Here is a 12,976-nt window from a genome sequence, read left to right as displayed (position 1 = left end):
GGGCCAGATCCATTCAATCCCGATGGCCACTCCAGCCTCGGTAGCGACACGGAGAAGTCTGGATGAATTCCGAGTACGTCCTGCTCTCGCGCTGGCGGGTCGACCGCAGCCGCGAGTCGCTCTGGGACGTGCTCGAGGCGTTGCTCAACACGTCGGACCCGCTGCCGTGGTGGCCGTCGGTCCAGGTCATGGCATACGACGGCGACAACCTCGACGTCCGGGCGGCGAGCGGACTCGGGTATGCCGTCACGTTCCGGCTCGCCAACCTGCAGGCGCACAGGCCGGATCGGCTGAGCTTCACCTCCGAGGGTGACCTGCGTGGACGCGGGGTCGTCACGTTCGTCGAGCTCGCCGACGGGGTGTCGGCGATGGACATCGACTGGCGGGTCGCCACGGACCGGCGATGGATGCGCTGGACGTCGTGGCTGCTGCGGCCGGTGTTCATCGCCGGGCACCACATCGTGATGCGGCAGGGCGAGAAGCACCTCAGCGCGTGGCTGGCGGCCCAGGACGGCTGACCGTCACCGGGCCGCCCGTGCGTCAGCCCGCGACCAGCTCGCGGCGCGCGGCGAGTGTCGCCAGGCACGCCTGAGCGACCTCACGCCCCTTGCCGACGAAGTGCTCGGCGAAGAAGCGGTGGTGCTCCTCGGTCTCGTGGAACGCGTGGGGAGTCAGCACGAGCGAGAACACGGGGACGTCGGTGCTGAGCTGCACGGACATCAGCCCGTCGAGCACCGCAGCCGCGACGAACTCGTGCCGGTAGATGCCTCCGTCGACGACGAGGGCGCACCCGACGATCGCGTCATAGTGCCCGGTCTGCGCGAGGGTCTTGACGTGCAGCGGGATCTCCAGTGCGCCGGGCACGTCGAACACGTCCAGGCTGCCGCCGGAACCGATCTCGTCGACGAACCCTTCATGGGCCCGGTCGACGATCGCTGCGTGCCACCGGGCACGGACGAACGCGATGCGCGGAGTGGTGGTGGGTGAACGGTCATTCATGAGTGATTCCTTCTGTCATGACGACCCAAGGCTGTGCGCCGAACCCGTACGGGCGTTCAGCGCCGCTCTCTTCCATCCGGACTGTGACCGTCGGCTCCGGAGTTCGACCGGATCTGCTGACCCATCGTCACCTTCGACGATGGCGCTCGCGGGCTCGGGCGTTGCCGCCCCTACCGCCGGTGGGGAGTTCCACCCCGCCCTGAGAACGTGCTGTTGTGTGTCCCTGAACGATAGCGAACCGGGCTCGAACGCGAGGGCATGCTGTCGATTTGTGAGGAAGGAGGCGCTTCCCACGCTGGGATACGCCTCCAACCTCACAAATCGCGGGACTCCGGCGGCGGCCTCAGGCTCCTGGCCACGCGGGGGAGAGCGTGACGACGTCGCCGAGGATCGTGATGGCCGGGGGCTCGGCACCGACCGCTGCCGCCCGGTCCGCGATCGTGGCCAAGGTGCCGACCGTGACGCGCTGCCCGTCGCTGTAGCCGCTCTCCACGAGCGCGGCGGGTGTCTCAGGGTCGTGACCTGCCGCGATGAGCTCGGTGGCGGTCTCGGCGAGGCGCTTGACGCCCATCAGCATGACGATCGTGTGGGCCCGGTTGCGCGGCAGATCGGCCAGTGACTCGTGGCCGGTGACGACCGTGAAGCCCCGCGAGACACCGCGATGGGTGACCGGTATGCCTGCGGCCGCCGCCACGGCGACCGCGCTGGTGACGCCCGGCACGACCTCGACGGGTATGCCGGCGTCGCGGCAGGCGATGAGCTCCTCGCCGCCGCGCCCGAAGACGTACGGGTCGCCGCCCTTGAGCCGGACGACGATCTTGCCCTGCTTGGCCCGGTCGACCAGGATCGCGTTGATCTCGTGCTGGGGGATGGGGTGGTGGTCGGGCTTCTTGCCGACGTCGATGACCTCGACGTCGGGCGACAGCTCCGCGAGCACGCCATGAGGTGCGAGACGATCGATCACGACGACGTCGGCCTCGGCCAGCAGCCGCCGGCCGCGTGTTGTCAGCAGGCCTGCGTCACCGGGCCCGCCGCCGACGAGGGCCACGAAGCCGTCGGGATGATGTGTGCGGTGCCTCAGTGGGAGATCGCCTGACTGCAGGGCGGCAGCCACGCCGTCACGCAGCGCGGCAGCCCGTCCGGCGTCGCCGCCTCCACTGACCGCGACCGTGACGTCGTCGACGCGGGCGACAGCGGGGGACCAGGCAGACGCGTGGTCAGGGTCGCCACCCTTGAGGCACCAGATCTGGCGCGCCTCGGCGTCGTCGGCGACCTGTCCGTCGACGGCCGGGTCAGCGGTCGCCGTCTGCACGAGCCACGCCCCCTCGAGATCGCCGCTCTCGTACGTCCGCGGGACCCAGTCGACCTCGCCGCGGTCGATCGACGACGCGAGGGAGTCCGAGACGATCGGCGCGATCACGACGACGCGTGCGCCGGCGTCGAGCAGCGAGAGCGTACGCCGCGTGGCGACGTGTCCACCGCCGACGACGACGACCTTGCGGCCGGCCACGCGAAGGGTGAGCGGAAAGCTTCCGTTCGTACCCGAGGTCATACGAGAACTGTAGTCTCGCCGATCGCTTCCACGGCCGCCTTGGTGTCGAGCAGCGCATCGCCGACCATGCCGGCCGCCAGCGTGCCGCCGTCCTGCGCGTCGATCAGCAGGAAGGCCCCGGTGCCCCGGGCGTGGATGTACTCCTCGGCCGGGATCGGGGCGGCAAGGCGCAGGGTCACGTGGCCGATGTCGTTGAGCCCCAGCGACTCGGCAGGCAGGAGGCGAGCATTGTCGAGGTCGAGCTTGCCGCCGATGACCTTGACCATGGCCTGGACCGTCTTGGTGCCGTGCTTGAGCAGCACCTTCGTGCCGGGCAGCAGCGCGCCCTCGGCGAGCCACGCGATCGTCCCGTCGATGTCCTGCGTGACGGGCGGGACGCTGCGAGACGTCACCAGGAGGTCGCCGCGGGAGATGTCGATGTCATCGGCGAGCCGCAGGGTCACTGACTGCGGTGCGAACGCCTCGGTGAGCTCCTTGCCGGCGAAGTCGATGCCGGTGACGGTGCTCGTACGACCGCTCGGCTGCACCGTGACCGCGTCGCCCACGCGCACGAGCCCCGAGGCGATCTGCCCGGCGTAGCCGCGGTAGTCACGGAACTCGTCGCCGGCCGCAGACTGCGGGCGGATCACGAGCTGCACGGGGAAGCGCAGCGGCTCGGACTGCGGCGAGCCGACGGGGGAGAGCTGCTCGAGGTACGCGAGCAGGCTCGGCCCGTCGTACCACGGCGTACGGTCCGACCGGTCCACGACGTTGTCGCCGTCGAGGGCCGACACCGGGATCGTCGCGACGTCGTAGAGACCGAGGCTGCGCGCGGACTCGAGGACCTCGTCGGAGACCCGGTTGTAGGTGTCCTCGTCGAACTCGACCAGGTCGATCTTGTTGACCACGACGATGACGTGCGGGACCCGCAGCAGCGACGCGACGGCGAGATGACGGCGGGTCTGCTCCTGGATGCCATGACGGACGTCGACCAGCAGCACCACGACATCGGCTGTGCTGGCGCCGGTGACGGTGTTGCGGGTGTACTGCACGTGCCCGGGGCAGTCGGCGAGGATGAACGAGCGCTCAGCCGTGGCGAAGTAGCGGTAGGCGACGTCGATCGTGATGCCCTGCTCGCGCTCGGAGCGCAGCCCGTCGGTCAGGAGTGCGAGGTCGGCGGATGCCAGGCCGCGGTCACGGCTGACCCGCTCGACGGCATCGAACTGGTCGGCGAGCACGGACTTGGAGTCATACAGGAGGCGCCCGACGAGGGTGGACTTGCCGTCGTCGACCGAACCAGCGGTCGCCAGGCGGAGCAGCGTCCTCATCAGAAGTAGCCTTCCTTCTTGCGGTCTTCCATGGCTGCCTCGGAGGCGCGGTCGTCGGCCCGGGTGGCGCCACGCTCGGTGAGCCGCGTGGCGGCGACCTCGACGATCACGTCGTCGACGGTGACGGCATCGCTCTCGACGGCGCCGGTGCACGACATGTCGCCGACCGTGCGGTAGCGGACCTGACGCTTCTCGACGGTCTCGCCCTCGCGCGGCTGCGACACCTCGCTGACGCTGATCAACATGCCGTCGCGCTCGAACACCTCGCGCTGGTGCGCGTAGTAGAGCTCCGGGAGCTGGATGTCCTCGGCGCCGATGTACTGCCAGACGTCGAGCTCGGTCCAGTTGCTCAGCGGGAACACGCGGACGTGCTCACCGGGGCGGTGCTTGCCGTTGTAGAGGTTCCACAGCTCGGGCCGTTGGTTGCGGGGGTCCCACTGGCCGAACTCGTCGCGGAGGGAGAACACCCGCTCCTTGGCCCGGGCCTTCTCCTCGTCGCGACGTCCGCCGCCGAACACCGCGTCGAACTTGTGGCTCGTGATGCCGTCGAGCAGCGGCTGGGTCTGCAGCTGGTTGCGCGTGCCGTCGCTGCGCTCGCGCAGGCGGCCGTCGTCGATGTAGTCCTGCACGCTCGCGACCTCGAGGCGCAGACCCAGACGTTCGACCGTGGCGTCGCGGAACGCCAGCACCTCAGGGAAGTTGTGGCCGGTGTCGACGTGCATGACCGGGAACGGCACGGGCGCGGGCCAGAACGCCTTGACCGCGAGGTGCAGCATCACGACCGAGTCCTTGCCACCGGAGAACAGCAGCACGGGGCGCTCGAACTCGGCTGCGACCTCGCGGATGATGTGGATCGCCTCGGACTCCAGCCACTCGAGCTGGGTGAGACGGCGTTCGTCGGTCAGGGTCATCGGTGCCTTTGCGTGTGTCTGGTGCAGGGGATCAGGCGTGCAGGCCGCACTCGGTCTTGTCGAGACCCGCCCAGCGCCCGGCCCGTGGGTCCTCGCCGGGAGCGACTCGGCGGGTGCAGGTGGCACAGCCGATCGAGGGGTAGCCGTCATTGACGAGGGGGTTGACGATGACGTCGTTGTCGTCGGCGTATGCCAGCAGGTCGTCGAACGACCAGGCGGCCAGGGGGTTCACCTTGACCAGACCGTTCTTGTCGTCCCAGGTCACGAACGGGGTGTTGGCGCGCGTCGGTGCCTCGTCGCGGCGTACGCCGGTGATCCAGACCTCGTAGCCCTGCAACGTGTCGTGCAGCGGCTCGACCTTGCGCATCTGGCAGCACAGGGCGGGATCGCGCTCGTAGAGCTTCTCGCCGAACTCGGCGTCCTGCTCGGCGACGCTGCGCCGGGGCTTGACGTCGACGATCGAGAGCTGCATCGAGGACTCGACGGCGTCACGGGTGCCGATCGTCTCGGCGAAGTGGTAGCCGGTCTCGAGGAACAGCGTGTCGACCCAGGGGAGGTGCCGTGCCACGACGTGCGGCAGCACCGCGTCGGCCATCGAGCAGGCCACGGCGGTGCGGTAACCGAACTCCTCGGCGACCCATGCCAAGATCTCGGCGGTGTCGGACTCGGCGAACCGTTCCTGCGCGGCTTCGGCGATCGCCTTGAGCTCGTCGTTGCTGCGCCGCGGGGCGAGCATCGACTCGCGCGACGACAGGTGAGCCGTACGCTCCTCGTCGTGGGCGATCTGCTGCTGGCGCCGCTCGGCAAGGGTGAGAACCGTGGGGGCCATGCTGCTCACCTCTTCCGGTCGTTGAACGGTCATCGTCCGCGCTCCAGAATAGGTCGCGCCCCTGCGCCGTCCCAGCACGTGGAGAACTGTCCGCATGACGGAACGCATACACGTGACCCAGGTCACATGGTCGGCGATTGAGGACAGCCCGGCTGGGGTAGTGCTCTCTGCGGTGGCCACCGTCACCACTGAAGAGAGGGAGAACACCCATGGCGTTCATCTTGTGGATCATTGCGGCGATCATCGCGATCTACGGAGTCCTGCGTCTCGTCCGCGGAGACATTCTGATCGGCATCGTCCTGCTGGTCGTCGCGTGCCTCGTCGGGCCAGGGGGTTACAGCATCTTCAAATAGCTGAGCGAAGGGCCGCGCACCTCGTGCGCGGCCCTTCGTCATGTCCGGGCCCGGCGGGTTAGCCTCACTCCTATGCCCCGCTTCATCGACATCCATCCGGACAACCCGCAGCAGCGTTCGGTCGACCAGGCGGCAGCCGTGATCCAGGACGGTGGGCTCATCGCCTATCCGACCGACTCCGGGTACGCGCTGGGCGCCCAGCTCGGCAACAAGGACGCCCTCGACCGCATCCGCACGATCCGGCAGCTCGACGACAAGCATCACTTCACGCTCGTGTGCAAGGACTTCGCCCAGCTCGGCCAGTTCGTGCACGTCGACAACGCGATCTTCCGCGCGGTCAAGGCGGCGACGCCGGGGCCCTACACGTTCATCCTGCCCGCGACCCGCGAGGTGCCGCGGCGACTGCTGCACGAGAAGAAGAAGACCGTCGGCGTACGCATTCCCGACAGCAGGATCGTGACGGCGTTGCTGACCGCCCTCGGTGAGCCGATGCTCTCCACGACCCTGATCCTGCCGGGCAGCACCGAGCCGATGACCACCGCGTGGGAGATCGCCGACGCGCTCGACGGCCAGGTCGACGCGGTGATCGAGTCCGGCGCCGACGTCATCGCCGAGCCGACGACCGTCGTCGACTTCTCGGACGGGTTCGCCGAGGTCGTACGTGTCGGTGCCGGCGACCCTGCACCGTTCGAGTAGCCGTCAGGCGTCGGTCGCCGCCGGCAGCGTGACCCTGACGACCAGCCCACCGCCCTGACGCGGCTCGGCAACCACGTCGCCCTGGTGCGCCGCAGCCACCGATCGTACGATCGACAGCCCGAGCCCGGCACCCTTGGCGGTCGCGAGCCGATCGCTGTCGAGCCGGCGGAAGGGCTCGAAGAGCATCGGGATGTCGTACGGCGGGACGTCCGGTCCGGTGTTGCTGACCTCCAGCTGCACCAAGCCGTCGTTGCGCACGCGGGTCGTGACCCGCACCCAACCGTCGGCCGGGATGTTGTGCCGGATGCCGTTCTCGACGAGGTTCTGGACCAGCCGCTCGAGCAGCAGGGCGTCGCCGCTCACGACGGTCTCGTCGAGGTCCTCGGTGACGACGATGCCGGTCGCTTCGGCCTCGCGGGCGGTGTCGGCGACCACGTGCTCCACGACATCGGCGAGATCGACGGGCGCCTGCTGGATGACCTCGTTCTCGCTGCTGGCCAGCAGCAGGAGACCCGTGATGAGCCGTTCGTGCCGGCCGTTGATCTCCAGCAGGTCGTCGCCGAGCTGCACGAGGTCGGGTGAAGCGCTCGTGCGGTGCATCGCGACCTCGACCATGGCGCGGCTGAGGGTCAGCGGTGTGCGCAGCTCGTGCGAGGCGTTGGCGACGAACCGGCGCTGCCCAGCGAACGACCGGTCGAGGCGCTCGACCATCGTGTCGAACGTGTCGGCGAGGTCCTTGACCTCGTCGTCGGGACCTCGCAGCGCGATGCGCTCGTGCAGGCCACGCTCGGCGACCGGGGCCGCCGCGATCCGGCGCGCCGTCTCGGTGACCTGACGCAGCGGCGCGAGCGTACGTCCCGCGATGAGCCAGCCGAACCCGACGGCGACACCACCGACGATCGCCAGCGCGATGCCGCCCTGGGTGATGAGCGAGGTCGTCGCCGCGTTCTCGATCCGGCTGCGCTCGCTGACAAGGAACTTCTCGGCGTCGCCGTCCGTCAGGACGTCGCCGTTCGCCGTCACGGTGGTGCCCTTGCCGACGGTCGGCGGAGTGTCGCCGCGGCCGAGCGAGGCGAACCTGACGCTCCCGCCGCTGCTGATCTGCTGGTGGAACAGCGCGTACGTCGAGCCGAGCAGGACGATTCCGGCGGCGAAGAACAGCCCGCCGTAGATGAGCGTCAACCGGGCCCTGAGGGTGATGCGCTGGGGGAGGAGCCGGCGTACGTGCATGACCGTCATGAGATCCGGTACCCCACTCCCGTGATCGTGTCCACGAGGGAGGGCTCGCCGAGCTTGCGCCGGAGCTTGTGGATCGTGAGCCTGACCGCACTGGTGAACGGATCGGCGTTCTCGTCCCAGGCCTTCTCCAGGAGCTGCTCGGCGGAGACCGTGCCACCGTCGGCCCGCAAGAGCTCGGTGAGGACCGCGAACTCCTTCTTGGACAGCGGGACGTAGCGGTCGCCGCGGAACACCTCGCGGCGCGAAGGGTCGAGTGTCACCTCGCCGCGGCGCAGCACCGGGGGAGTCGCCGCCCGGGAGCGGCGGCCGAGTGCGAGGACGCGGGCGGCCAGCTCCTGGAACGCGAACGGCTTGGTCAGGTAGTCGTCGGCGCCGATGCCGAGCCCCATCACGCGGTCGGTGATCTCGGCAGCCGCGGTGAGCATCAGCACGCGCGTCGGAGCAGGCGAGGCGACGATCTGCCGGCACACCTCGTCGCCGTGGATGACGGGGATGTCGCGGTCGAGGACCAGGACGTCGTAGTCGTTGACGGTCAGCCGCTCGAGTGCCGCCGACCCGTCGTGCGCGACGTCGACGGCGTGGGACTCGTCCCGCAACCACTCGGCGATCGCGTCAGCGAGCCTCGGCTCGTCCTCCACCACCAGTACGCGCATGCGTGCTCCTTCGTCGGCTCCCGCCATCGTCCGGGAGCCCGCGTTTCCTCGACGTTAGCGACGGAGAAGTGCCGCACAGGCTCGTTCGCGAGGAAACACAGAGGAAACTCAGGCCCGCGTTCGATGGGTTCGACAACGGTCGGATCCACCGGCCGGACGGTACGGAGGAACCCATGAAGCGAACCCACACCCTGCTGGCGGCGTTGTTGCTCGGCCTGATCCTGATCTTCGCCGGGTGCGGGTCCGGCGGTGGATCCGACGACGACGGTGTCGCGAGCGCCACCGGCACTGACTCGAGCAAGTCCAAGGACTCGAAGGACACCTCCAAGGAGGATCGCGACGCGCAGGGTCTCAAGTTCGCGAAGTGCATGCGGGAGCACGGGGTCAAGATGGAGGACCCCAAGGGTGGCCGGATCACGATCAAGGGTGGCCCGGGCCAGGAGGGCACGATGAAGAAGGCGCAGGAGGCGTGCCAGAAGTACCTGCCGCAGATCTCCCAGGCTGACCGGAAGAAGATGACCCAGAACGCGTTGAAGTTCTCGCAGTGCATGCGGGAGCGCGGGGTCGAGAAGTTCCCGGATCCCAAGGGTGGGGGCCTGATGCGCATGGACGACGGCATCGCCTCCGACCCCGACTTCGAGAAGGCACAGGAGGCCTGCAAGAAGTACATGGGCGGGCCGTCGATCGAGGGGAAGAAGGGATGAGGCTCGCCATCCGTCGGCCGACGAGATCCAGCCGCGATGAGCGACCACGACGACGAGGGCGGACACGTGCGTTTGCCATCGTCGGAGCCGCGGTGGTCGTGCTCGGTGGGGTCGCGGCCGCGGTCGTGGGCCTCGGAGCAGGAGACGGCAACCAGGCCAACGCCGACACGTCGCTGCCGCCGAAGACCACGAAGGTGACGAGGCAGACGCTGCTGGACACCAGCACGACAGGCGGTGAGCTCGGCTACGGGGCGACGACGACCGCCACCAGCCGGCTGTCCGGCACGATCACCGATCTGCCGTCGGTCGGCGACACGGTCAAGCGCGGCGAGGCGCTGTTTGAGGTCGACGACGTGCCCGTGACGCTGATGTACGGCTCGTTGCCGGCGTACCGCGAGCTCAAGGACGGAGTCGAGGGCGCCGACGTCGAGCAGCTCGAGAAGAACCTGGCAGCGCTGGGCTACGTGGGCTTCGACGTCGACGAGGACTTCACCTCCAACACCGCCGCGGCCGTCGAGCGTTGGCAGGAGGACCGGGGCCTCGAGGAGACCGGGGTCGTCGCACTCGGCAGCGTCGTCTTCGCCCCCGCCACGGTCCGGATCGATGGCCTGACCGCGGAGGAGGGGTCCGCCACCGCGCCCGGTCAGGAGGTGCTGACCTTCACCGGTACGGCCAAGGCCGTGACGGTCGAGATCGAGACGGAGGAGCAGCGGCTCGCCAAGAAGGGCAACAAGGTCACGGTGGAGCTGCCCAACGGCGAGACGCTCAAGGGGGTCATCTCGGACGTCACGACGGTCGTGAAGCCCTCGGACGATCCCAACGGCGAGGACGAGACCAAGGTCGAGGTCACGGTCGACATCCCGGGCAAGAGGGCACAGAAGCTCGCGGCGCCGTTCGCGATGGCCGCCGTCAACGTGACGTTCACGGTCGACCGGCGCAAGGACGTGCTGACGGTTCCGGTCGCGGCGCTCCTCGCGCTCCAGGAGGGCGGTTTCGGCCTTGAGGTCGTCAAGGGCGGCACCTCGAGCTACGTGCCGGTGACCACCGGCCTGTTCGCGGACGGCAAGGTCGAGGTATCGGGCAAGGGCATCTCGCGCGGCGCGGTCGTCGGGATGCCCAAGTGATCGCGCTCGAGGGGGTCACCAAGATCTATTCGGGCGGCGTCGCAGCGCTGGCCGGAGTCTCGCTCACCATCCGTCGCGGCGAGCTGGCGGCGATCGTAGGACCGTCCGGCTCCGGCAAGTCCACGATGCTGCACGTCGTCGGTACGCTCGACCGCCCGACGGCCGGGCGGGTCCGGATCGACGGCCACGACGTCGCCGAGCTCAGCGATGCCAACCTCTCGGCGCTCCGGGCGCGGCGCATCGGCTTCGTGTTCCAGCAGTTCCACCTCGCGGGGGGCACCTCGGCGCTCGACAACGTCGCCGACGGGCTGCTCTACACCGGCCTGCGCCAGTCGCAGCGCCGCAAGCGCGCCGCCGAGGCGTTGGAGCGCGTCGGCCTCGGGCCACGGATGCACCACGAGCCGCATGAGCTCTCCGGCGGTGAGAAGCAACGGGTGGCGATCGCGCGAGCCGTTGCCGGCGAACCGGCACTGGTGCTGGCCGATGAGCCGACCGGGGCGCTCGACTCGGTCTCCGGCGCCGGCGTGATGGACCTGTTGCGCCAGCTCAACGCGGAAGGGACGACGGTCGTCATCATCACCCACGACCATGCGATCGCCGACTCGCTCCCGAGACAGGTCCGGATGCTCGACGGCCGGATCGTCGAGGACTCGGCCCGGCCCCGCACGGAGGTGCCGGCATGACCACGACGGGCCTGACCCCCGCGCGCATGTGGCCACGGGACGTGCTCAAGGTCGGCGCTGTCGGCCTGCGGACCCGGCCGTTGCGGGCCTTCCTGTCCTCGTTGGGCATCGCGATCGGCATCGCGGCGATGGTCTCGGTCGTCGGCATCTCGTCGTCGTCGCAGGCCGAGCTGGACCGCAAGCTCGACGCCCTCGGCACCAACCTGCTGACGGTGACACCAGGCCAGACGTTCGGCGGCGACGACGCCACGCTGCCGGACGAGTCGGAGTCGATGGTGGCCCGCATCGGGCCGATCGAGTCGGTGTCGGCCGTCGGCGAGGTCAGCGACACCAACGTCTACCGGAACAACAAGATCCCCGAAGCCGAGACGAGTGGCATCAGCGTCCTCGCAGCCCGCACCACGCTGCGATCGGCCATAGGCGTCGACGTGCGCAGCGGCACGTGGCTCAACGCCGCGACCAGCCGCTATCCGGCAACCGTGTTGGGCGCGAAGACGGCGGACCGCCTGGGGATCGGCCACGCAGGGCCGGACACCAAGGTCTTGATCGGTGGCGAGTGGTTCACGGTCGTCGGCATCCTCGAACCGGCACCGCTGGCACCTGAGCTCGACACCGCCGCACTGGTCGGGTGGCCGGTTGCGGAGTCGCTGCTCGACTTCGACGGTCAGGCGACGACGGTCTACACGCGCTCCGACCCGGACCAGGTCGACCAGGTTCAGGCAGTGCTGGGAGCGACCGCCAATCCGGAGCAGCCCAACGAGGTCGAGGTCTCCCGACCTTCCGACGCTCTTGCGGCACAGAAGGCTGCCGGTGAGGCGTTCACGGGCCTGCTCCTCGGGCTCGGTGCGGTGGCACTGCTCGTCGGTGGTGTTGGGGTCGCCAACACGATGGTGATCTCGGTCCTCGAGCGCCGCGCCGAGATCGGTCTGCGCCGCTCGCTGGGGGCGACCCGCGGCCAGGTACGCGCGCAGTTCCTCGCCGAGTCGTTGCTGTTGTCGACGCTGGGCGGGCTCGGCGGTGCGGTGCTGGGATCCGGCGTGACGGCAGGCTACGCGGCGTACCAGGACTGGCCGGTCGTGGTCCCGGCGTGGGCCGTGGCCGGCGGCATCCTTGCGACTGTCGGCATCGGCAGCCTTGCCGGTCTCTATCCGGCGGTCCGGGCCTCCCGGCTGTCGCCGACCGAGGCGCTCGCGACGCCATAGCGTCGGATCCGGGGCCTACGATCGGTTCATGGCTCAACCGACGTACGTCCTGGTCCCCGGTGCCGGAGGGGTGGCGGCCTATTGGGGCCTCGTGCGCCGCGCGCTCGCCGAGCGCGGGCAGTCCAGCATCGCCGTCGACCTGCCCGGCGACGACTCGGCCAAGGGGCTGCCGGACTACGTCGACCTGATCGTCGAGGCGGCCGCCGGGATCGACGACGTCGTGCTCGTCGCCCAGTCGCTGGGCGGGTTCAGCGGGTCCTGGGCGGCCGACCGGCTGCCGACCTCGCGGATCGTCCTGCTCAACGCCATGATCCCGCTCCCGGGCGAGACCGCAGGGCAGTGGTGGGAGGCCACCGGTTCGGCCGAGGCGCGGCGCCACCACGACATCCGGGAAGGGCGTGACCCGGATGCGCGCTTCGACCTCGCGACCTACTTCCTGCACGACGTACCCGCCGACGCACTCGCCGCTCTGGGTGACGAGGAGCGCGACGAGGCCGACGCGGTGTTCACCACACCGTGGGGGCTCGACGCCTGGCCCGACGTCCCCACGACTGTGCTCGCCGGACGGAGTGACCGGTTCTTCCCCTACGCATTCCAGCAGCGAGTGGCGCGTGAACGCCTGGGCATCGAGGTCACCGAGGTGCCTGGCGGCCACCTGGCTGCGTTGAGCCAACCCATCGTGGTCGCTGAGGCGATCGTCTCCGCGACCTGAGATCGAAAGGAC

General features: G+C 69.5%; 15 protein-coding genes and 1 riboswitch. Of the genes, 8 read left to right on the top strand and 7 right to left on the bottom strand.

Annotation, left to right across the window (positions count from 1 at the left end; all coding sequences use genetic code 11):
- Positions 1-62 precede the first annotated feature (62 nt).
- Entirely contained in the window at positions 63-518 is a 456-nt protein-coding gene (locus tag ASC61_RS17160; RefSeq protein ID WP_056214000.1) for a hypothetical protein, read from the top strand.
- A 22-nt stretch (positions 519-540) separates the two neighbouring features.
- Here ASC61_RS17160 and ASC61_RS17155 read toward each other — a convergent pair whose 3' ends face one another.
- The 5 genes from ASC61_RS17155 to ASC61_RS17135 all read right to left on the bottom strand — a co-directional run bounded on the left by ASC61_RS17155 (position 541) and on the right by ASC61_RS17135 (position 5,598).
- A complete protein-coding gene (locus tag ASC61_RS17155; RefSeq protein WP_056213997.1) occupies positions 541-999 on the bottom strand; it encodes a 6,7-dimethyl-8-ribityllumazine synthase in 459 nt (152 codons plus the stop codon).
- Positions 1,000-1,059: 60 nt separating this feature from the next.
- Positions 1,060-1,210, bottom strand: a riboswitch (FMN riboswitch).
- Positions 1,211-1,342: 132 nt separating this feature from the next.
- Positions 1,343-2,551, bottom strand: a complete 1,209-nt coding sequence (gene cobA, locus ASC61_RS17150) for a uroporphyrinogen-III C-methyltransferase (protein ID WP_056213994.1) — start codon at positions 2,549-2,551, stop codon at positions 1,343-1,345.
- Complete coding sequence (locus tag ASC61_RS17145) at positions 2,548-3,858, bottom strand: sulfate adenylyltransferase subunit 1 (protein ID WP_056213991.1); 1,311 nt, start codon at positions 3,856-3,858, stop codon at positions 2,548-2,550. Before ASC61_RS17145 ends, cobA begins: the two co-directional genes overlap by 4 nt.
- Entirely contained in the window at positions 3,858-4,769 is a 912-nt protein-coding gene (gene cysD / locus ASC61_RS17140; protein WP_056213988.1) for a sulfate adenylyltransferase subunit CysD, read from the bottom strand. The genes ASC61_RS17145 and cysD overlap by 1 nt, the downstream gene beginning before the upstream one ends.
- 31 nt (positions 4,770-4,800) lie before the next feature.
- A complete protein-coding gene (locus ASC61_RS17135) occupies positions 4,801-5,598 on the bottom strand; it encodes a phosphoadenylyl-sulfate reductase (protein WP_235503588.1) in 798 nt (265 codons plus the stop codon).
- 209 nt (positions 5,599-5,807) lie between these two features.
- On the opposite strand from ASC61_RS17135, the gene ASC61_RS20155 reads away from it, so the two are divergent.
- Positions 5,808-5,951, top strand: a complete 144-nt coding sequence (locus ASC61_RS20155; protein WP_200935476.1) for a GPGG-motif small membrane protein — start codon at positions 5,808-5,810, stop codon at positions 5,949-5,951.
- A gap of 72 nt (positions 5,952-6,023) precedes the next feature.
- Complete coding sequence (locus ASC61_RS17130) at positions 6,024-6,647, top strand: L-threonylcarbamoyladenylate synthase (protein WP_056213985.1); 624 nt, start codon at positions 6,024-6,026, stop codon at positions 6,645-6,647.
- A gap of 3 nt (positions 6,648-6,650) precedes the next feature.
- Here ASC61_RS17130 and ASC61_RS17125 read toward each other — a convergent pair whose 3' ends face one another.
- Together ASC61_RS17125 and ASC61_RS17120 are read right to left on the bottom strand one after the other, a co-directional pair.
- The gene (locus tag ASC61_RS17125) at positions 6,651-7,886 is read right to left on the bottom strand and encodes a sensor histidine kinase (protein ID WP_235503587.1); all 1,236 of its coding nucleotides are present in this window, start codon (positions 7,884-7,886) and stop codon (positions 6,651-6,653) included.
- Entirely contained in the window at positions 7,883-8,539 is a 657-nt protein-coding gene (locus ASC61_RS17120) for a response regulator transcription factor (protein WP_056213982.1), read from the bottom strand. Before ASC61_RS17120 ends, ASC61_RS17125 begins: the two co-directional genes overlap by 4 nt.
- 173 nt (positions 8,540-8,712) lie before the next feature.
- Here ASC61_RS17120 and ASC61_RS17115 point away from each other — a divergent pair, with 173 nt between their 5' ends.
- The 5 genes from ASC61_RS17115 to ASC61_RS17095 all read left to right on the top strand — a co-directional run bounded on the left by ASC61_RS17115 (position 8,713) and on the right by ASC61_RS17095 (position 12,964).
- On the top strand, positions 8,713-9,243 hold the full coding sequence (locus ASC61_RS17115) for a hypothetical protein (protein WP_056213980.1): 531 nt from the start codon (positions 8,713-8,715) through the stop codon (positions 9,241-9,243).
- Between the two features lie 92 nt (positions 9,244-9,335).
- On the top strand, positions 9,336-10,367 hold the full coding sequence (locus ASC61_RS17110; RefSeq protein WP_235503586.1) for an efflux RND transporter periplasmic adaptor subunit: 1,032 nt from the start codon (positions 9,336-9,338) through the stop codon (positions 10,365-10,367).
- Positions 10,364-11,050, top strand: coding sequence for an ABC transporter ATP-binding protein (locus ASC61_RS17105; RefSeq protein ID WP_056213976.1), 687 nt, complete (start codon positions 10,364-10,366; stop codon positions 11,048-11,050). Before ASC61_RS17110 ends, ASC61_RS17105 begins: the two co-directional genes overlap by 4 nt.
- Positions 11,047-12,252, top strand: a complete 1,206-nt coding sequence (locus ASC61_RS17100) for an ABC transporter permease (protein WP_056213974.1) — start codon at positions 11,047-11,049, stop codon at positions 12,250-12,252. The genes ASC61_RS17105 and ASC61_RS17100 overlap by 4 nt, the downstream gene beginning before the upstream one ends.
- A gap of 28 nt (positions 12,253-12,280) precedes the next feature.
- Positions 12,281-12,964, top strand: coding sequence for an alpha/beta fold hydrolase (locus ASC61_RS17095; RefSeq protein ID WP_056213973.1), 684 nt, complete (start codon positions 12,281-12,283; stop codon positions 12,962-12,964).
- Positions 12,965-12,976 lie beyond the last annotated feature (12 nt).

The organism is Aeromicrobium sp. Root344 (assembly GCF_001425755.1).
Classification (GTDB): Bacteria; Actinomycetota; Actinomycetes; order Propionibacteriales; family Nocardioidaceae; genus Aeromicrobium.
Note: the sequence above shows the minus strand (reverse complement) of the source record. Positions and strands in the feature narration are given on the sequence as shown.